This is a genomic window from Streptomyces sp. NPDC005566, assembly GCF_040605575.1.
GTDB lineage: Bacteria > Actinomycetota > Actinomycetes > Streptomycetales > Streptomycetaceae > Streptomyces.
Map to the genome: position 1 here is coordinate 1 of NZ_JBEXDB010000017.1, position 19,558 is coordinate 19,558.

Annotated in this window: 13 protein-coding genes; 9 read left to right on the forward strand and 4 right to left on the reverse strand. The window is 69.1% G+C overall.

Features of this window, described 5'->3' with window-relative positions; translation table 11 throughout:
* Positions 1 to 262: 262 nt before the first annotated feature.
* Positions 263 to 2,476, forward strand: a complete 2,214-nt coding sequence (locus ABZS61_RS25275; protein ID WP_356426019.1) for an ATP-binding domain-containing protein — start codon at positions 263 to 265, stop codon at positions 2,474 to 2,476.
* A gap of 340 nt (positions 2,477 to 2,816) precedes the next feature.
* On the opposite strand, the gene ABZS61_RS25280 is transcribed toward ABZS61_RS25275, so the two are convergent.
* Positions 2,817 to 6,215: a CARDB domain-containing protein gene (locus tag ABZS61_RS25280; protein ID WP_356425523.1), complete on the reverse strand. Its 3,399-nt coding sequence runs from the start codon at positions 6,213 to 6,215 to the stop codon at positions 2,817 to 2,819.
* An 839-nt stretch (positions 6,216 to 7,054) separates the two neighbouring features.
* Positions 7,055 to 8,617 carry an aromatic amino acid ammonia-lyase gene (locus ABZS61_RS25285; RefSeq protein ID WP_356425526.1) on the reverse strand — a complete coding sequence of 521 codons (1,563 nt, stop codon included), beginning with the start codon at positions 8,615 to 8,617 and terminating at the stop codon, positions 7,055 to 7,057.
* Between the two features lie 151 nt (positions 8,618 to 8,768).
* Between ABZS61_RS25285 and ABZS61_RS25290 the strand changes: the two genes are divergently transcribed.
* Genes ABZS61_RS25290 through ABZS61_RS25310 form a run of 5 tightly spaced genes read left to right on the forward strand, consistent with a single transcriptional unit; the run spans position 8,769 to position 13,544 of the window.
* A complete protein-coding gene (locus ABZS61_RS25290) occupies positions 8,769 to 9,812 on the forward strand; it encodes an ATP-binding cassette domain-containing protein (protein WP_356425529.1) in 1,044 nt (347 codons plus the stop codon).
* The gene (locus ABZS61_RS25295) at positions 9,809 to 10,459 is read left to right on the forward strand and encodes an ABC transporter permease (protein WP_356425532.1); all 651 of its coding nucleotides are present in this window, start codon (positions 9,809 to 9,811) and stop codon (positions 10,457 to 10,459) included. Before ABZS61_RS25290 ends, ABZS61_RS25295 begins: the two co-directional genes overlap by 4 nt.
* Before the next feature lie 4 nt (positions 10,460 to 10,463).
* Positions 10,464 to 11,135 carry an ABC transporter permease gene (locus tag ABZS61_RS25300; protein WP_356425535.1) on the forward strand — a complete coding sequence of 224 codons (672 nt, stop codon included), beginning with the start codon at positions 10,464 to 10,466 and terminating at the stop codon, positions 11,133 to 11,135.
* Positions 11,136 to 11,146: 11 nt separating this feature from the next.
* Positions 11,147 to 12,079, forward strand: coding sequence for an ABC transporter substrate-binding protein (locus ABZS61_RS25305; RefSeq protein WP_356425538.1), 933 nt, complete (start codon positions 11,147 to 11,149; stop codon positions 12,077 to 12,079).
* Positions 12,080 to 12,134: 55 nt separating this feature from the next.
* Positions 12,135 to 13,544: a cytosine permease gene (locus ABZS61_RS25310; RefSeq protein ID WP_356425541.1), complete on the forward strand. Its 1,410-nt coding sequence runs from the start codon at positions 12,135 to 12,137 to the stop codon at positions 13,542 to 13,544.
* 141 nt (positions 13,545 to 13,685) lie between these two features.
* On the opposite strand, the gene ABZS61_RS25315 is transcribed toward ABZS61_RS25310, so the two are convergent.
* Positions 13,686 to 14,078 carry an STAS domain-containing protein gene (locus ABZS61_RS25315; RefSeq protein WP_356425544.1) on the reverse strand — a complete coding sequence of 131 codons (393 nt, stop codon included), beginning with the start codon at positions 14,076 to 14,078 and terminating at the stop codon, positions 13,686 to 13,688.
* Positions 14,079 to 14,392: 314 nt separating this feature from the next.
* Between ABZS61_RS25315 and ABZS61_RS25320 the strand changes: the two genes are divergently transcribed.
* Positions 14,393 to 14,890, forward strand: a complete 498-nt coding sequence (locus tag ABZS61_RS25320) for a MarR family transcriptional regulator (RefSeq protein WP_356426022.1) — start codon at positions 14,393 to 14,395, stop codon at positions 14,888 to 14,890.
* Between the two features lie 36 nt (positions 14,891 to 14,926).
* Here the strand turns inward: ABZS61_RS25320 and ABZS61_RS25325 are convergent, their stop codons facing one another.
* Positions 14,927 to 16,114, reverse strand: a complete 1,188-nt coding sequence (locus tag ABZS61_RS25325) for a PP2C family protein-serine/threonine phosphatase (protein ID WP_356425547.1) — start codon at positions 16,112 to 16,114, stop codon at positions 14,927 to 14,929.
* A 292-nt stretch (positions 16,115 to 16,406) separates the two neighbouring features.
* On the opposite strand from ABZS61_RS25325, the gene ABZS61_RS25330 reads away from it, so the two are divergent.
* Both ABZS61_RS25330 and ABZS61_RS25335 read left to right on the forward strand, forming a co-directional pair.
* Positions 16,407 to 17,264, forward strand: a complete 858-nt coding sequence (locus ABZS61_RS25330) for a SigB/SigF/SigG family RNA polymerase sigma factor (RefSeq protein WP_356425550.1) — start codon at positions 16,407 to 16,409, stop codon at positions 17,262 to 17,264.
* A gap of 871 nt (positions 17,265 to 18,135) precedes the next feature.
* Positions 18,136 to 19,548, forward strand: coding sequence for a family 2B encapsulin nanocompartment shell protein (locus ABZS61_RS25335; protein ID WP_356425554.1), 1,413 nt, complete (start codon positions 18,136 to 18,138; stop codon positions 19,546 to 19,548).
* Positions 19,549 to 19,558 lie beyond the last annotated feature (10 nt).

Here is a 19,558-nt window from a genome sequence, read left to right on the forward strand (position 1 = left end):
GCCAACGGCTACACCGGACCCATCGACGGTGTCATGGGACCCAACTCCTGGCGGGGCTTCAGCCGCTTCATCAACCAGGACCGCTGGGACTGACCCACCCCTTCGGTGCATGAGAAATCCCCGGTCCGCAATTGCGGACCGGGGATTTTCTCACGTATATTGATTTCTTCTGTGTGCCCACAGAAAAGGCCCCACACAGGGGGCCTACAAGAAGAACAGTATCCGGCAGGGAGTTATTTTGTCAAATCGGGAAAGCGTCGAATTGGAGAAGGAGCAGGAATACGTCGACCGGCTCCATCACCGGGTCGACGTGTTGCGCGGGGCCGCCTCGGAGGCCGTCGAGGAAGCACTCACGCCGGTCGGGACCGGCCTGCAGGCGCGCCTCGAACGCGATGTCCGCGTCGCCGAACGCTCGGGTCTGGTGGCTGCCCTCGACGCGGTCGACGGTTCGCTGTGTTTCGGGCGCATCGATCTCGCGAATGGCGACACGCACCATATCGGCCGGATCGGGATCCGCGAGGACGACACCGAACACACTCCCCTGCTGATCGACTGGCGTGCGCCGGTCGCCCGCCCCTTCTATCTCGCCACCGGGCACACACCGATGGGGCTGCGCCGTCGCCGGCACCTCACCACCGAGGGCCGCGTCGTCACCGAACTGCACGACGAGATCCTCGACCTCGGGGACCGGGAGCGCACCGGCTTCGAGGACCCGAGCGGCGACGCCGTGCTGCTCGCGGCCGTGAGCTCCGCCCGCACCGGCCGCATGGGCGACATCGTGCGGACCATCCAGGCGGAGCAGGACCGGATCATCCGCGCACCGCACCGCGGTGTACTCGTCGTCGAAGGTGGCCCGGGCACGGGCAAGACGGCGGTCGCTCTGCACCGGGCGGCCTTCCTCCTGTACGAGCACCGCGAGCTGCTCGCCAAGCGCGCTGTCCTGATCGTGGGCCCCAACCCCGCCTTCCTGCGCTACATCGGCGAGGTGCTGCCCGCGCTCGGCGAGACGGGCGTCCTGCTCGCCACACAGGCCGAGCTCTTCCCGGGCGTCCACGCGCGCGGCACCGACACGCCCCGTGCCGCCGCCGTCAAAGGCGGCGAGCCGATGGCCGAGGCGCTCGCCCTGGCCGTACGCGCCCGGCAGCAGCTGCCCGAGCCCGGCGCCCCGCTGATCATCCGGAACGACGACGGAGACCTCGTCCTCGACTGGGAGATCGCCTACGAGGCCCGGCAGGCGGCCCGCGACACACGCCTCCCGCACAACCTCGCCCGCCCGCACTTCGCCTTCCGGATCATCGACGCCCTCACCGCGCAGCTCGGCGAGCGCCTCGGTGCGGACCCGTACGGCGGCCCCAACTTCCTCGGCCCGGACGACCTCGCCCAGTTGGGCAAGAGCGTCGCCGTCAGCGAGGAGGTGCACGCCGCCATCGACGCGCTGTGGCCCGAGCTCACCCCGGAGGAGTTCCTGACGGACTATCTGGCCGAGCCCGTGTACGTACCGGACGAGGACGCCGACGCCATCCGGCGCACGCTCGGAGACGGTGAGTGGACCCCCGCCGACGTCCCGCTCCTCGACGAGGCCGCCGAACTGCTCGGGGCCGACGACAGTGCCGAGCGGGCGGCCGCCGAGGCCGGGCGCCAGGAGCGGATCGCGTACGCGCAGGCCGTCCTGGAGATGTCGCGGGGCTCGGAGACGTACGAGTTCGAGGACGAGGAGGAGTCCGAGATCCTCGCCGCCCACGACATCATCGACGCCGAACGCATGGCGGAGCGGCAGGAGGAGGCCGACCACCGCAGCGCGGCCGAACGCGCTGCCGCCGACCGGACCTGGGCGTTCGGGCACGTCATCGTCGACGAGGCGCAGGAACTGTCACCGATGGCGTGGCGGCTGCTGATGCGCCGTTCGCCGACCCGCTCGCTGACCCTGGTCGGCGACCCGGCGCAGACCTCCGAGGAGGCCGGGGTCGGCTCGTGGGAGAACATCCTTCAGCCGTACGTCGGTGACCGCTACGAGCACGTGCGACTCGGCGTCAACTACCGTACGCCGGCCGAGATCATGGAGCTCGCTGCCAGGGTCGTACAGGCCGCGGACCCGTCCTTCGAGCCGCCCGGCTCCGTGCGGTCCACCGGTGAGGCGCCGTGGACGCGGGACTCCGGCGGGGATCTGGCGGGGGCGGTCGCGCAGGCGGTCGCTGAGCTGATGCCCGAGGAGGGACGCCTCGCGGTGATCGCGCCGCGTGAGCTGCACGAGGAGATCGCCGCCCCGCTGGACGGAGTCACGGCCGGTGAGGAGCCGGACCTCACCCGCACGGTGGTGCTGCTCGACCCGCGCCAGGCCAAGGGACTCGAATTCGACCATGTGGTCGTGGTGGAGCCCGCCCTGTACGGGACCAGCGACCTGTACGTGGCACTGACCCGCGCCACGCAGCGCCTGGGCATCGTCCACCGGGAGGAACTGCCGGCGGCGCTGCGCTGACGACGCCGGGGCGGCGGGCAGTGCCCCTGCGGCCGCGGGCACGAACGGGTCATGGGCCATGGGCGGCTGATGAGGGCCTCCGGGGGCGTCGGGCCCGGCACGGCCGAGGGGGCGAGCAGGGCTCCGGCCACCGGTGGGTGAACGGTGCGGCCGTACGAAGTGAGGCGGCGGCAACTTGACGCGGTCCGGCCAGGCCCGCGTCAGCCGTTCCCCCGTGCGGCGGTGGCCCGACCGTTCTGGTTCCGCGGGACGGACCACCATTTCACTCCGCTCCCCCGGTCGGCGCACTGCGACAGTGCGCCGACCGAGGGCCGGGTCGCGCCCGGTCCGAGGAACGGATCTACCTCCGGCTGGACGCCCGACCGGCGCTGCCGTTGATGACGAACTGCGATCCGGGTTCGACCACGACGTCGCCGTCGGCCGAACCGGTGATGGTCACATCGGTCAGGGTCGCACTGCCTCGCGCACCTCCATGGGCGAGGATTCCGGACCCGTTGACGGAATTGACGATGCGGACCTTCGAGATCTGCGCTCCGGGCACGGAACCGCCGCCCGACTTGAACTGGATCCCGTCGTAGGTCGAGTCGAAGATGTCGGTGTCCCGGATCGTGACGCCCGGGATGTCCTGACCGGCCGCGAACAGGGTGATGGCACCGAACTCTTGGGCCTCGCCCCAGAACGCCCCGCCCGTGCGGTGGAGCGCGTTGTTGGCGATCAGTGTCTGCCCGGAGAAGGGCAGCGGGTCGTGGTCCGTCGCCAGCATGATGCCGGGGTAGTTCATGGTGTCGGAGATGATGTTGTTCTCGATCGTGTTGCCGTAACCGCCGTAGACCGCGATGCCGTTGGCCCTCCAGGGCAACTGGATGGTGTTGTTGCGGAAGTGGTTGTCATGGCCGATGTCCACCGACGGGGTCTTCACGTACTTGCTCGACCACACGGCCAGTGCGTCGTCGCCGGTGTTCCTGAAGGAGGAGTTGAACACGGTCGAATTGCGCGTGCCGTTCGCGAAGTTGATGCCGTCCGCGTACGTGTTACGAATCCGCATGCCGGTGAACTCGACGCCGTCACCCGGTCCCCAGAGGTCCGGGATGTTGTCGTAGTCACGGCCGACCCACACGCCCACGTTCGCGTGCTCCAGCCACACATTGGTGATCTTGGTGTCGTCGCCGAAGCGCCCGTTCAGAGCCACTCCGCCCTCGGCGTTGCCGTCCCCGCCCCGGATGGTGCCGGAACCGAAGATCGCCAGGTCCGAGATCTTGGTGTTGTCGTCGATGTCGAAGCCGAAGTTCCCCTCGTGCGGGTGGTTGATTCCGCCCGCGTTCTGGGGCTGGGTGAGGGTGTACAGCTGGGAGTGCCACATGCCCGCGCCTCGGATCGTGACGTCCCTGATGCCGACCTGGTTGAACTGGCCCCGGTTCAACGGGTCGTCGGTCAGGATCTTCTGCTCCTGCCGCCACTGGCCCTGCGGGATCCACACGCAGCCGATGTCACCGTTCTGGTCGGCTGTCACAGCCCGCTGGATGGCGTCCGTGTCGTCGATTCCGTCGTTCGGGACGGCTCCGTAGGTGGTGATCGACGTGCATCCGGCCGGCTGGGCGGCAGGCGGCGCCACCTGCTCCAGGTCGATGAGGTCGATGATGTAGAAGGAGGCCGAGTCCCCCGCGTCGCGCTGGAGACGGAACGTCGTACCGGCGGGGTAGGTCTGGCCGAGCAGGGCGTTGGACTCGTCGAACAGCCTACGGGCGTCGGCCTGCGGCTGGTTGGTGAGGCCTTCGGGACTGTCCGTGTCGCCGTAGAGCCAGCTGTGCTTGGAGGAGAGTGTCAGCTTCCGGGCGAAGGTGTCGTTGACGTACAGGCTGAGCGTGGCCTCCGTCCCGCCGCCACCGGGGGCGTCGGGGATGGAGTTGCGGACCACGATGGAGTTGGACGGTACGGTCGAGGTGACCTCGACGTACTGGCCGGTGGAGTTCAGCCGCACGGACTCACGGCCCGAGGACTCGGTGGCGAAGTTGGTGTGCCCGAAGGTGCGCTCCTGGTCGGCCTTCAGCAACGTGCCTTCGTAGTCGGCCTGTTCCGCCTCGTACTCGGTGTACGGGACCGCAGCTCCTCGGCCGACCACGATGGCGCGGGAGAAGACGTTGTTGTTCTCGTTGGTCTCGGTGAGGACTCCGGTCGCGTCCGCGGTGGCGGTCAGATTGGCCCCACCGCTCTTCGCGGTCCAGCTCCCGCTGATGGGCACGCTGACCGTGCCGCCGGCGGGAACGGCCCCGGTCGTGCCGTTCAGGGTGGTGGTCTCTGCCAGGAGCCGGGTCACCGTCGAGGAACTCGCGGCTGTGGTACCGCGGTTGTGTACGGAGACGGTGAAGGTGACGGCGGCGCCCACCGCGGGATTCGACGGGCTGGACGTGATGCCGAGCACCTCGAGGTCGGGGCCGGGGCTCTGGGAGACCACGAGCTTCGACGCGGCGGCGCGGCTGTTGTTGCTGTTGTCCTGCTCGACGATCGTGTCGGTCGGGTCGACCACCGCCGAGACGCTGTAGGTGCCCATCGGGTGCTTACCGACGTCGACCGGCACGGTGGCCGAGGCTCCGGCGGCGAGACCGCCCACGGACGCACTGCCGGCGACCAGGCCTTCGAGGCTGACGTCGACCGTCGTCGCGGCGGCTGCCGCTGTACCCGTGTTGCGCACGGTGGCGTTCACGGTGACGCCGTCCTTCTCGGACGGCGTGGCGGGCGACCAGGTCAGTTCGGAGACGGTCAGGTCCGGGTTGGGGGCGGCAGTCCCGACGACCTGGATCTCTGCGACCTGGGCACCGGGCGCTCCGGTGTTGGAGAAGAACCTGAGCTGTACGTCCGCGTACCGCCCGCTGACCGGGATGGTCACCGTGTTCTGGTTGCCGGAGGGGTTGAACGAGTAGTCGGCCCGGTCCTTCAACGAGGTGAATCCCGTGGCGTCCTGGGCGCGGCCGAGCACCTGGACGCTCTGTGTGCGGGTCGCCCATGCCTGGTCCGGGGAGAGCTTGACGACGACGGCCTCGATGTCGGCGTCGGCTCCGAGCTTCACCGTCAGTGTCGAGGGGTATCCGTTCGACTCCCAGTACGTGGAGAGTTTGTCGTCATTGGCGTTCGCCGCCACATAGGTCTGCGTGACCGACGACGCCTCGATCGGCTTGTTCAGCGCCAGGTTGGAGCCGTCGGAGGACGGGGGGCCGGGATCCTCCCCGCCGTCCTCCCCGTAGGCCTCCACCTGGGAGAGCTGCGCGGCGTTCCAGCCGGTGTTGGCGGTCACCTGCACCCGGATGTACCGCGCCTGCTTCGCGGGGAAGCCGATGGTGACGGTGTTGCCCGCCGAAGGACTGAACACCCGGGCGGCCGATGCGGACAGGGTGCTGAAGCTGCTCCCGTCCGTGCTGCCCTGGACGGCGAGCGTCTGGGTCCGCGCCTCCCACGTGGTCGGCAGTTTCAGCACCACGTGGTCGACGTCGAACCGGTTGCCGAGGTCGATCCGGACCCATTGCGGGAAGGTGCCCGGGCTCTCCCAGTACGTCTGCTGGCTGCCGTCGGTGACGTTCGACGCCACGTAGCCGCCGTGCGACCCACTGGTCGTCGCCTGCTTACCGAGAGCCAGGTCGGGGCTCGGGACGGCCGCTGACGCGGCGACGGGCAGGAGCCCGACGGTCATCAGTGCGGCTGCCACCGCTCCGACGGCGAACCGCCGTCCGAGTTGCTTCCATCTCATGCTGTCCTCAGTTCCGTGGGCTGCGGGACCGGGAGGGCACAGCGACGCGTCGCCGACCGCACGGCGCGTCCTGCGCCACGCGGACGGCGACGGCCGGGGGCGGGCTGCCGGTACACCGATGGGGGGGAAGATCGGGGACGCCGGCAGGGGGAAAGCAGGCCACCCGCCGGGAACTCGCGTACATTGGCTAGGATTTTGAGTGATCCGGTCAATATTTTGCGGTGCTGAGGTGACAGGTTTCTAGCAGGTCACTCTTTTGTCAACGGTCCTCACACCGGCACCACCCTCACGTCCACCAACTGCGCAGCTCAGCGCCACCAACCGGATCGCAAGGGAACAGGAGTGATGAGCCAAGCCGTCCAAGGCCCACCGCACCCCGTCGCCGTTCGGTAGCGCAGCTGGGCCCGGGAAGCGAAGATCCGCGACAACTCCCGTTGCACAGAGGCCTTTCGGGGGTGGGTGATCGCCCGGGTGCGACTCGTCTGCCGCGATGTGAAACTCACACGCGGGGGCTCACTCCTGGCCGCACGTCGGCGCAGTCCGGTCGGCGGCGGCGTGGAGCAGGTCCCGCAGCTTTGTCGCCGTCGGCACCGGGGCACGGGCAGCGCAAGGGGCCCGACCCGTCTGCCTGCCTGGTCCGCGCCATCCGGAGCAGCCTGACCGGAGATTGGTCTCGGTGGACCCGCGCGACCACGGCGGCGCTGTGACCGTTCACCGGAGGCATGTCTTCGATGCGGAAGGGGTGGCCCGACATCGCGTCCCAGCCCTCCGGCTCCCAGGCGCGCAGCAGGTCGATCAGACTTGCTTCTCCGTCGATCTGATGCCGCGCAGCAGGAATGTCACTCGGAGCGTCCCGTCACCACACCCCTACCGTCGAATGCCGTTGTGCTCCCGGTTCCGAGGTCCAGCCACAGGTCGGTGAACCGGTCGAGCAGCCCGGCCGCTTTCGTCACATCATCCGTCAACGGCCGGTCGGCCAGTTCGGCGTCGAGCACCGAGTCCGCCAGCTCGAAGGCGCGGCCCACCGGGAGCTCCGGGTCGAGACGCATGTCGCGCTGCCGCAACGCCCTGATCGCCGCGACGAGTTCACAGCCCACCACGAGCCGGTACGCCTCGCACGCCCGCAGCGTCTGGCGCGCAGCGAGCGAGGCGAAGCTGGCCTGCTCCTCGACGCCCCGTGAGAGCACCGCGTGGCCGAGTGACGCGGGCGCCGAAAACGCTCGCAGGTCGCCGAGCGCCGCCCCGGCCGCGTATTCGAGGATCATCACGCCCGACGACGCCGGTTCGCCGTCCGCGAGGAACGGCCGCAGGCGGGTGAAGCCGGGTTCGTTCAGCGTCGAGAGGCGCGAGGTCGACAGGCGCGCCACCTGGGTCACCGCCAGCCTGAAGTGGTCCAGCGCCAGGGCGAGTTGAGCGAGGTAGAAGCCGCCGTGGTGGTATGCCGCCATGTCGGCCGCCGAGATCAGCGGGTTCTCGGCCGCCGCGTTGATCTCGACCATGAGGACGTCTTCGAGCGCGTCCGCCGCGTCGTGTGCGGGACCGTGGATCTGCGGCACGCAGCGGAGTCCGTACGGGTCCTGGATCCGGCCGAGCGGCGGCGTGGGGCGGTCGGGTGCGCCGAGCAGCTGCCGCATCCGTTCCGCGACCGCGAACGAACCGGCGTGCCGCCGCGCTTCGTGCACGGGCAGCGCGTACGCCTCGTACGAACCGTCGATGGCCATCAGGGACAGGGCCGCCACCACCTGCGTGGCCGCGATCAGGCCACGCAGCTCGTGCACGGCGAGCGCGGACTGGCCGAGGGTGAGGGCGTTGCTGCTGATCAGGGCGAGGGCGTCGTTGTTGTCGAGGGGCTGCGGGTCGGGTGCCGCCCCCGTTCCCTGCCAGGGGTGCTCGCCCGCCAGCGCGAGGCCCATCTGTGCGAGCGCGGCGATGTCACCGGTGCCGACCGAGCCGAATTCGTTGACCCTGGGGTAGGCGCCCGTCTCCAGGGCCTCGCAGAGCGCCGTGACGACGGTCGGGCGCAGGCCGGCACCACCCGCGAGCAGCTGGTTGGCGCGGACGGCGAGCATGGCGCGGACCTGTCGTGCGGGCAGTTCCTCGCCGATCGCTCCGGCGTGGCTGCGCAGGAGCCTCAGGCCGTGGTCGGCGGCCGCCTCCGTGGGCACGGACTCATTCCGGTTAGCGCCCACTCCGGTGGAGCGACCATAGACGCGACCCCATGAGGCGATCTCTCGCGCGGCGTTCCACGAGGTCTCCACACGCTTCATCCCGGCGGTTGCCGGTACGGGTTTTGCGGCGGATTCGGCCAGGCGTACGACATCTGCGACCATCAGTCGGCGGCCGTCCAGGACGACGATCGCGCCGCTGTCGCCGGCGACCCCGTCCACGATTTGAGACGACATCAGTGGTGATTCCTCCTCAATCAGGCGCTCCGTCTTGCCCTACGACCATTTATGGCCAGGGATTCACGCCTGAGCGGCGACGACCTATTGACAATCTATTCAGTCACCGAGAACTCTGCATGATGATATGCAGCCGGGCAAGGGACTCCTCATGATCCAATTCGACAAGGTCCACAAGCACTTCCCGAACGGCACAACCGCGGTGCACGACCTCACCCTTGAGATGCCGGAGGGAGGTGTGACCGTCCTCGTCGGATCTTCCGGTTGCGGCAAGACCACGACGCTCCGCATGATCAACCGGATGGTCGATCCGACCTCCGGGACGATCCGGGTCAACGGCAAGGACGTCCTGGAGCAGGACGCCGCCGAGCTGCGCCGATCCATCGGCTACGTCATCCAGCAGTCCGGGCTCTTCCCGCACCGCACCGTCCTGGACAACATCGCGACCGTGCCGCTCCTGCTCGGCTGGGGCCGCAGGAAGGCGCGGGCGCGGGCGGCGGAGCTCCTGGAGACGGTCGGCCTCTCCGCCGACGCCGGGAAGCGCTACCCGCACCAGCTCTCAGGCGGCCAGCAGCAGCGCGTAGGCGTGGCCCGCGCGCTCGCCGCGGACCCGCCGGTGCTCCTGATGGACGAGCCGTTCGGCGCCGTCGACCCCGTGGTCCGCACCCAACTCCAGGACGAACTCCTCCGTCTTCAGAAGGAGTTGAACAAGACCATCGTCTTCGTCACGCACGACATCGACGAGGCTGTACGGCTCGGCGACCGCATAGCCGTCTTCCGCACCGGCGGCCACCTCGTCCAGTGTGCCGCCCCCGCCGAACTCCTGGCCCGCCCCTCGGACGCGTTCGTCGCGGACTTCCTGGGCGCGGAGCGCGGCCTGAAGCTGCTCTCCCTCACGACGCTCACGGCGGTCCCGCAGGGCCCCGCCCCCGAAGGTACGCGCTGGAAGCTGGCCCTCGACGCCGCCCGCAAGCCGTTGGCCTGGCGCGACACCGAGACGGACGCGGAGACGCCGGTCCGGCCGCTGCGGGACACGGACTCGCTCCTCTCGGCGCTCAACGAGTCGATCGCCGCGCCGAGCGGCCTGGTCGCACGGGTCGACGCGGACGGTGTGCTCACGGGCGTGACGTCCCGCGAGGACATCCACGAACACGCGGGGCATGTGCACAGCGAGGCAAGCACGGTGGCCGCGTGACCGTCGACTGGTCGTGGATATCCGACCACACCGGCGATCTCACCACCCTGACGCTCTCCCACCTGCAGGCCGCCCTCACCGCCGTACTCCTCGGCCTGATCGTCTCGCTCCCCCTGGCCGTCGTCGCACACCGTGTACGCCAACTGCGCGGACTCCTCCTCGGCCTGTCGAACGTCCTGTTCACCATCCCGTCCATCGCCGTCTTCGTGCTCCTCCTGCCGGTCAGCGGTCTCACCCGCACCACCACCGTCATCGGCCTGACGATCTACACGCTCGTCGTACTCCTGCGGAACACCGTCGAGGGCCTGGACTCCGTCCCCGCCCGGACCAAGGAAGCCGCGAAGGCCATGGGTACCCGGCCGATGCGCACCCTGCTCACCGTCGAACTGCCCCTCGCCCTCCCCGTGATCATGGCGGGCGTGCGGATCGCGACGGTGATGTCCATCTCCCTCGTCTCCGTGGCCACGTACATCGGCGACGGCGGACTCGGACAGTTGTTCACGGACGGGTTCCAGCGCAACTTCCCCACCCCCGTCATCGTCGGCGTCGTCCTGACGCTGCTCCTCGCACTCGTCGCGGACGCGCTGCTCGTCACCCTCCAGTACGTCCTGACTCCCTGGACCCGCCGGCAGAAGCAGAGGGCCTGACCTCATGTACGAACTGTTCAAGGGCCTCGGCGCCTGGCTGGTCAGCGGCGAACAGTGGGCGGGGCCCGACGGCATCGGGCACCGCCTCGCCGAACACCTCCAGTACTCGCTGCTCGCCACCGTCGTCGCGGCCGCCATCGCGCTGCCGATCGGCCTGCTCATCGGGCACACCGGGCGCGGCGCCTTCCTCGCCATCAACCTCTCCAGCTTCGGACGCGCGCTGCCCACGGTCGGACTCGTCGTGCTGGTCTTCCTCGCCAGCGGCCTGTCGATGTGGCCCGTCTACATCGCCCTCGTGGCGCTCGCCGTTCCCTCCATCGTCACCAACACGTACGCGGGGATGACCGCCGTCGACCCCGACGTGCGGGACGCGGCGCGCGGCCAGGGGATGCGCCGGCACCAGGTCCTCCTCCAGGTCGAACTGCCCCTGGCCCTCCCCCTGATCATGACCGGGCTCAGGCTCGCGCTCATCCAGGTCGTCGCGACGGCCACGATCGCCGCGTACGTGTCCTTCGGCGGGCTCGGCCGGTACGTCTTCGACGGACTCGCCCAGCGCGACCTCGTACAGGTACTCGGCGGCGCCGTGCTCGTGGCGGTCGTCGCCGTCGTACTCGATCTCGCGCTCTCCGCACTCCAGCGCGCCCTTTTCCGCCACCGCCCCGCCACGTCGGCCTAGGAGCAAGCACCATGAACCGCAGGACTCTCCTCGGCGGGCTCTTCGCCGCCGCTTCCGTTCCCGCCCTCGCCTCCTGCAGCAGTGGCATCACCTCCCTCGACGGTCAGGGATCCGGCGGCGGAGGCGGAGGCTCCAGCAAGGGCGGCGTCACCATCGGCACCGCCAACTTCACCGAGAACCAGGTTCTGGGATATCTGTACGCCGCCGCCCTCACGGCGGCCGGGGTGAAGGCCACGGTCCGCCCCAACCTCGGCACCCGCGAGATCCTCATTCCCGCCCTCAAGGGCGGCGACATCGACCTCCTGCCCGAGTACCAGGGCGCCCTGCTCCACTACCTCGACACCGAGGCCGCGGCCACGGAGGAGGGCGAGATGCAGAACGCCCTCGCCATGGCCCTGCCGGCCGGCCTCCAGATCCTTCCGTACGGCGAGGCCGAGGACTCCGACGCCTTCGTCGTCACCCGGGAGACCGCCGACACGTACGGCCTCGCATCCCTCACCGACCTCGCCCGGCACAACGGCAAGCTCGTCATCGGCGCGGCACCCGAGGTCAAGAAGCGCACGGTGGGCTCGGTGGGTCTCAAGGACGTGTACGGCGTGGAGTTCAAGGAGTTCAAGTCCCTCGACTCCTCGGGGCCGCTCGTCAAGGGTGCCCTGAAGAAGGGCGACGTGGACGTCGCGAACCTTTTCACCACCGACACCGACATCGTCGCCGAGAACTGGGTCGTCCTCACCGACCCGAAGAATCTGGTCCCCGGCCAGCACATCGTCCCCCTCATCGCCGACCGCAAGGCCGACTCGACGGTCCGCAAGGCTCTCGCCCGCCTCGGCAACGCGCTGACCACCGAGGACCTCACCGAGCTCAACCGCCTGGTGGACAAGGACAAGAAGGACCCCGAGGACGTCGCGAACGACTGGGCGGCGCAGCACGGGATCAAGAAGTAGCCACCGCCGCGACGAGCGGCAGAAGCACACCATCGAGAGGCCAGGTGACCGAGTCATGGCAGTTGAGGACCTGGTGGAGCAGCGCTCCATCGACGTCGTCCCGGACGACGAGCGGCACGGGACCGCGTTCAGTCAGTTCACCCTTTGGCTCGGTGCCAACCTCCAGATCACCGCGGTCGTCACGGGCGCACTCGCCGTCGTCCTCGGCGGCGACGTGGTGTGGTCGGCAGCGGGCCTCCTGCTGGGCAATCTGCTCGGCGGCGCCGTCATGGCCCTGCACTCCGCGCAGGGCCCGAAGCTCGGCCTGCCCCAGATGATCCAGTCCCGGGCCCAGTTCGGGGTGCGCGGCGCGGTCGTACCCCTCTTCCTGGTCATCCTCATGTACGTGGGCTTCTTCGCGAGCGGCAGCGTCCTCGCCGGGCAGGCGACCGCCGAGCTCACGCACACGACCGACACCACCGGCATCATCGTCTTCGCGGTCGTCACCGCTGTGACCGCGGCGGTCGGCTACCGGGTGATCCACGCCCTGGGGCGGGTGGCCGGCGTGGTCTGCGCGCTCGCCTTCGTCTACCTGGGCATCCGTCTCCTGGACCGCGTGGACCTGTCGGCGCTGCTCGGTGACGCGCACTTCGACCTGCCGATGTTCCTGCTCGCGGTGTCGCTCTCGGCATCCTGGCAGCTCGCCTTCGGGCCGTACGTCGCGGACTACTCGCGCTATCTGCCCCGTACGACGTCGGGGCGGGCGACGTTCTGGTGGACCCTTTCGGGATCGGCCGTCGGCTCGCAGTGGTCGATGACGTTCGGGGTGCTCGTGGCGGCGAGCGCGGGGGACGCGTTCCTCGCCGACCAGGTCGGATACGTGGTCGGCCTGGGTGGCACGGGCCTGATCGCGTCGTTCCTGTACTTCGTGATCGCCCTCGGCAAGCTGACCGTCAACGTGCTCAACACCTACGGCGGCTTCATGTCGATGGTGACCAGCATCAGCGGGTTCCGGGGCCGGGGGACGCTGTCGCCTCGCGGCAGGACCGCGTACATCGCGCTGATCATGGTGGCGGGGACGGCGGTGGCACTCCTGGGCAAGGACACCTTCCTGACGTCCTTCAAGGACTTCCTGCTGTTCCTGCTGACGTTCTTCACTCCGTGGTCGGCGATCAACCTGGTCGACTACTACCTGATCTCACGGGAGCGGTACGACATCCCGGCGCTCTTCGACCCGGAGGGCCGCTACGGCGCCTGGCGTTGGGACGCCCTCTCGGTCTACGGGGTGGGTGTCCTCGCCCAGCTCCCGTTCCTCGTGACGCACTTCTACACGGGCCCGCTGGTGGATCCGCTGGGCGGCGCGGACATCTCCTGGATCGTGGGCCTGGTGGTCCCTGCGGCCCTGTACTGGCTGCTGGCGCGCCGTGACACGCCGCACGTGCCGGACGGGACCCGGTACTCCCCGACGTCTCCGCAGAAGGTCTGAACGGATTCGATTCACGCCCTGCCCGAAAGATCGGCTGCGGAGATGTGGCGGAACTATGGGATTCGACCGACGCCGAATCTTCACGGAATGACGACATCGAATCCCGCCAGGCAGTCCCTGGCGGGGTTTCGTCGTGCCCGCCTAGCGGGGTTCCTGCTGCTCCGGCGTGCCCCCGGGCATCGTGATACGCGCCAGGACCTCGGCCGTGGTGGGGCGTGCGGGTATCAGGTCGCCGACCCCCGTCATGTCGAGCAGCCTCGTGAGGTGTGGCGGCGCGGCGGCCAACGACAGGGACCCGTACCTGTCCTTCGCGTACCGGAGGATGGCGATCATCGCGTTGAGGCCGGAGGAATCGCAGAACTCCAGGGGCGCCATGTCCAGGACCAGGTGTGGCCTGCCCTGCCTGATCAGCTCCATGGCCCGGGTCCGCAGGGCCGGCGCACTGTCCACATCGATCTCTCCGGCAACCGTGAGGACGGCGATCGAATCCGCCGGATATCTGACGGTGAGGATGAGGGTCTGGCTGTGCGTCATGGGTGTCAGTACTCCAGGCCGGGAGCGGGTCGCCGTCACGGCGGGAGCGGCGTGGCCCGCTGGAAGATCACGCATCAGATGTCGACTGCCGAACCGTACCCCATGACAACTGTTGTCGTACGGAAACTCATCGAGCCTCCGTCGCGGCCCCGGGAACCTGTGGCGGACGGGGGTAGGATATTTGGGGCCGTGCATGTGTGTCCCGGAACCTCAGTCCTGGCTTTCCGGACCACGCAGCGGATGCCCGGTCTCGATTGCTCGGTCCGGTGGCCAGACGGGCGAGTGAGGCGATGCCGGATCGGAGTGTCATCAATATGGGCCTGAGCCCCGAACCCGACCGTCGGTGGCGGGATGTGGCCCGTGAGGGTTCCGAGTTCGTCGAACTCCTCGAAGTTCTCTGGGAGCACGGACGCGAAGCCGTACCGATGGGCCCGGTCTCCCCTTCCCAGCTCCGCGTGCTGTACACGCTGGACCGGGAGGAGGGCATCAATCTGCGGATGCTCGCCGATGCCCTGGGATCTGCCTCCCCCTCGGTCAGCAGGTTGTGCGACCGCTTGCAGGCCACGGGATTCGTGGAGCGTACCCCCAGCCCGGTGAGCCGCCGGGAGCTGGAGCTCCGGCTGACCAGCCTCGGCAAGGCGTATCTCGTCGACCTGCGCATGCGCAGGGAGGAGGTACTGATGTCCACGATCGACGCGATGCCGGCCAAGGCGCGGCATGCGCTCCTCGAAGGGCTCAGGGCCTTCCGCAGCGCGGCTGCGTCCTCGGGGCAGGACAGCGACGGGGCGAGACCCTTGCGGTCGACCGGATAGAGACCGGCCGACCGCAGCGCCGTCTGATCGGCCCGGTCACACGGATGTGTCACCGGTGGAGGATTGCCGCCCGAACCAGTCCAGGCAGACCACCAGGGCATCGTCCTCCAGCGGCGCAGCACCCCGGTATTCCCGCAGGTCGCGGAGAACCGCGAGAGGCACCTGCTCGGAGGGCAGGAAGCGGTGCGCGGACAGCGACCGTGCGAGAGCACGCTCCCCGTAGTGCTCCCCCGCCGCCGACGCGCTGTCGTAGACCCCGTCACTACCGATCAGCAGCCGGTCGCCCGGCTCCACGCGAAGGCGCTCCGCGACGTACTCCGTCTCTTCGAACATGCCCAGGGGGAGCTGCGCGTCGAAGTCGAAGGATTCGACGCCGCGTCCCCTCAGCCGCCACATGCGGGGGGAGCCCGCGTCCACGGCTTCCACCTCGCCCGTGGCCAGATCGAAGCGAAGCAGCAGGACCGATGCGTACAGGGCGCCACGGTGCTGGGCGTATACGGCCTGGTCGGCAAGGCTGGCCTGGCCGGAAAGGTCGAGGCCGGCGCGCCGGGCGTTTCGCAGCGCGTTCACGACGAGATTGGTCAGCAGGGCCGCCTCCATCCCCTTGCCCATACCGTTGGTGACGGTGAGCGTGAGGTGGTGGGCCGACACCGACCAGTCGAAATTGTCGCCGAAGATCGCGTACGCGGGCTCCAGGTGTGCGCCCAGCGAGAATTCGGGGCGTGACACGGAGCGGCCCGGCAGCAACTGCCACTGCATCTCCGCCGCCAGGGTCAGCCGTGTGGCGCGGCGGGCGAGGAGATAGAGGTCGGTGTCCCGTTCGGCGACCAGGATCTCGTGGCCGAGCGCTTCACAGATCTGCTGCATCTCCGCGAGGTCCGCCCGGGACCAGCCGCCCTCCCGCGCCGTGACGCTGAGGACACCGAGCCGGTCGCCCCGGACGGTCACCGGCAGGTGCGCGGTCGCCGGACCCGGCGTGGTCCGGGGTTCCACATAGGCTTCCTGGGCGCCGAAAGCCCGCCCCTGCGGGCTGTCGTGTATGGGCACGGGCTCGGCGAGAGGCGTCTCGGACACCACCTGGAGCGTGGTCACGCCGTAGTCGGCGAGCCGCAACTCCACGCTCTGTACGTCGTACTGCTCCCGCAGGGCCGTCGTGACGACGTCGAGGAGCCGATGAGGTGCGGCCTTGCGCAACTCTCCCTCGACGGCAGCGAATCTGTCCACGTGATCCTGTTTCTCGTCGTGCTGCGCCGAAGCCCCGGACCGTCCGTGGGCCCCGGCCGTCGGCCTCCAGCGTACGGGGCCTGTACCCGATCCAGCGCGGCGCGCGCCGAAGAGGTCGCACCGGTGGTCGGCGCTGCTCATCTTACGATGTCCAGAGACAACTGTTTCCTCACAGCAAGAAAAATCGCGTCACGGCGCATGGGCCTCCCGAGGCGGGGCAAGGGCTCGTCAGGAAGCGCGCTCGTTCCAGGGAGGGTGACAAGAAGTGATTACTGAACAGACTGTCGAGACCATGTCGGCTGACGGGACGTCGGCGTCGGAGGTTTCGCCCGAGCGCGTCGGTGAGCTGCCCTGGATCGAGGACGCGGGCAAGGTGGCCCCGAAGGACGCGCGCGCTCTCTCGACGCTGTTCTTCGAGCAGCTGCAGGTGCTGGAGGAGGGCACACGCGAGTACCAGTACGCGCGCAACACCCTCATCGAGATGAACATCTCCCTGGTGAGGTTCGCCGCGCGCCGCTTCCGCAACCGGGGAAGCGGTGAGATGGAGGACATCACCCAGGTCGGAACCATCGGGCTCATCAAGGCCATCGACCGGTTCGAGCTCTCCCGTGAGGTCGAGTTCACCACCTTCGCCGTCCCCTACATCATCGGCGAGATCAAGCGCTTCTTCCGCGACACCACCTGGGCCGTCCACGTCCCCCGACGGCTGCAGGAACTCCGCGTGGATCTGGCCAAGGCGAAGGACGAACTCGCCACCCGCCTGGACCGTGACCCGACGGCGAAGGAACTGGCCGTCCACATGGACCTCACCGAGGACGAGGTCATCGAGGGCATCATCGCGTCGAACGGCTACACCGCGGGCTCCCTGGACCTGCCGACCGACTCCGGGGAAACACCGGGCTCGGCGTCCCGCACGTTCGCCGACATCCTGGGCGAGCCGGACTCCGCGATGGAAATTGTGGAAAACCTGCACGCCCTGGCCCCGCTCCTGGAGGAGCTCGACGACCGCGAGCGCCGCATCATCGAGATGCGCTTCGGCCAGGAGATGACGCAGTCACAGATAGGCGCCGAACTCGACGTCTCCCAGATGCACGTCTCCCGCCTCCTCACACGTACCCTCGGCAAGCTCCGCGCCGGCATGCTGGCCTGAACACGCCCGCACCCGCACCTTCGGGACACGGCGGGCCGTCATCCGCGCGATGAGGTCGCTTCCCGGTCCGGCACCGATCGGCCTGTGACCTGGGCCCGCCGACGGCTGCACGGGCCGCGTCGGTGACCCCCCGACGTCCCTGGGTCGATGCCCCCCGACGTCCCCTGCCCCGGCAGGTCCCGCCGCCTCGGAGCCTGCACGGTCCCGCGTCGGGGACCCACGCAGCCTCCCCCTGTCCGGTCGCCGCGCCTGGCGCACAGCCCGCCCCGCGCCGCGCTGCACAGGGACATCCGATCACCGTCGCCGCACCGTTGCGCGCGGTGTGTGAGCGCGCGGCGCGTGAGCGCGCGGCGGCGCGCCGTCCCGGCGAGCATGACCGACGCCGCCACCCTCTTTCGCCTCAAGACCGCGAAGGCGCCTCGTCGGTGCGTGCCCCCAGCCGTTCCCTTGCCGAAACCGGGTCCTGTCGCGTTTCCGACCTCGTGCCGTGAGGCCGGTCGTGACTCATGCGGACGGTGGCATCAGCGGGCCGTCCGCACGAGTGAGGCCCGACGGCCCGCAGCCCCCTTGGCCTCCATCAACTCTGCCGACCCTCGACCTGTCGGTCCCACACCGCTGCGACCGAACCGGCCGATCGCCGGGACGCGCCGTCAGCTGCGGCTGAATACAGCCGGTACCCGGACAAACATCGTGCGGACGCGATCAACGTATCGAGCGAATGTCGGCAACTTCCCTTGGTCCAGGGGGCGAAGCGGCCGTTAGGGTTCCTCTGGGTCTGGACGGGTTCCCGTTCATATACCGCTTTTCCCTCCTGTTGCCCGGTGGTGTCCGCTTACGCGCGCCACCGCCCTGACCAAGGAGACCTTGCCCGATGACCATTGACTCGACCACGGAAGCTCAAGTGGAGTTGCCCCGGCAGTCCAGCCTGAGCACGGCGGCTGCCCGCAACCTCGCCACCACGACCAAGTCCGCCCCGCAGATGCAGGAGATCACCTCTCGCTGGCTCCTGCGCATGCTCCCTTGGGTGGAAACCCAGGGCGGGGCCTACCGGGTGAACCGCCGGCTGACGTACACCGTGGGCGACGGGAGCGTGGAGTTCGTCCAGGACGGCGCCGACGTCCGGGTGATTCCCCGTGAGCTCGGTGAACTGGCCCTGCTGCGCGGCTTCGACGACGTCGACGTACTGACCGCCATCGCCGACCGGTGCGTTCAACGCGACTTCCGCACCGGCGAAACGCTGGTCGAGCGCGGGACGCCCGCGGACCAGCTCCACCTGATCGCCCACGGCCGCATCAGCCGGACCTCCGCCGGCAAGTACGGCGACGAGGCCGCTCTGGACGTACTCGCCGACGGCGACCGCTTCGGAGAGCACGCCCTGCTGGACGAGGACGCCCGGTGGGAGCAGACCGCCACCGCCGAGACCTCGGGCACGCTGCTCACCCTGTCACGCGCCGATCTCACCGCCGTGCTGTCCGCGGCGCCGAGCCTCCGAGCCCACCTCGAAGAGTTCTCATCGCTGTCCCGCCAACGGCAGAACCATCGCGGTGAGGCGGAGATCGCGATGTCGGCCGGCCACAGCGGCGAATCCGAACTGCCCGGCGCGTTCGTCGACTACGAACTGAAACCGCGCGAGTACGAACTCTCGGTCGCCCAGACCATCCTGCGGATCCACACGAGGGTCGCCGACCTCTACAACGGGCCGATGAACCAGACCAAGGAGCAACTCAGGCTCACTATCGAGGCGTTGCGCGAGCGCCAGGAGCACGAACTGATCAACAACAGGGAGTTCGGCCTGCTCCACAACGCCGACTTCAAGCAGCGCATCCAGACGCACTCCGGCCCCCCGACCCCGGACGACATGGACGAACTGCTGTGCCGGCGCCGAGGCACCAAGTTCTTCCTCGCGCACCCTCGGACGATCGCGGCGATCGGGCGCGGATTCAACGCGCGTGGGGTCTATCCGGACCATGTGGACCTCGGGGGCCAGCAGGTCCCTGCCTGGCGCGGGGTCCCGATCCTCCCCTGCAACAAGATCCCCGTCACCGAGGAGAAGACCAGCTCGATCCTCGCCATGCGTACCGGTGAGGAGAACCAGGGCGTCATCGGGCTGCACCAGACCGGGCTCCCGGACGAGTACGAACCGGGTCTGTCGGTCCGCTTCATGGGCCTCGACGAGAAGGCGATCACGTCCTACCTCGTCAGTACGTACTACTCCGCCGCCATCCTCGTGCCGGACGCGGTCGGCGTGCTGGAGAACGTGCAGATCGCCCACTGGCCCAGGTAGCAGGCCCCGC

Bases quoted from the DNA above. Each gene is read 5' to 3' on its own strand.
- ABZS61_RS25280 (WP_356425523.1), bottom strand. From the start codon at position 6,215: ATGAGATGGAAGCAACTCGGACGGCGGTTCGCCGTCGGAGCGGTGGCA.
- ABZS61_RS25285 (WP_356425526.1), bottom strand. From the start codon at position 8,617: ATGTCGTCTCAAATCGTGGACGGGGTCGCCGGCGACAGCGGCGCGATC.
- ABZS61_RS25290 (WP_356425529.1), top strand. From the start codon at position 8,769: ATGATCCAATTCGACAAGGTCCACAAGCACTTCCCGAACGGCACAACC.
- ABZS61_RS25300 (WP_356425535.1), top strand. From the start codon at position 10,464: ATGTACGAACTGTTCAAGGGCCTCGGCGCCTGGCTGGTCAGCGGCGAA.
- ABZS61_RS25305 (WP_356425538.1), top strand. From the start codon at position 11,147: ATGAACCGCAGGACTCTCCTCGGCGGGCTCTTCGCCGCCGCTTCCGTT.
- ABZS61_RS25310 (WP_356425541.1), top strand. From the start codon at position 12,135: ATGGCAGTTGAGGACCTGGTGGAGCAGCGCTCCATCGACGTCGTCCCG.
- ABZS61_RS25315 (WP_356425544.1), bottom strand. From the start codon at position 14,078: ATGACGCACAGCCAGACCCTCATCCTCACCGTCAGATATCCGGCGGAT.
- ABZS61_RS25320 (WP_356426022.1), top strand. From the start codon at position 14,393: ATGGGCCTGAGCCCCGAACCCGACCGTCGGTGGCGGGATGTGGCCCGT.
- ABZS61_RS25330 (WP_356425550.1), top strand. From the start codon at position 16,407: ATGTCGGCTGACGGGACGTCGGCGTCGGAGGTTTCGCCCGAGCGCGTC.
- ABZS61_RS25335 (WP_356425554.1), top strand. From the start codon at position 18,136: ATGACCATTGACTCGACCACGGAAGCTCAAGTGGAGTTGCCCCGGCAG.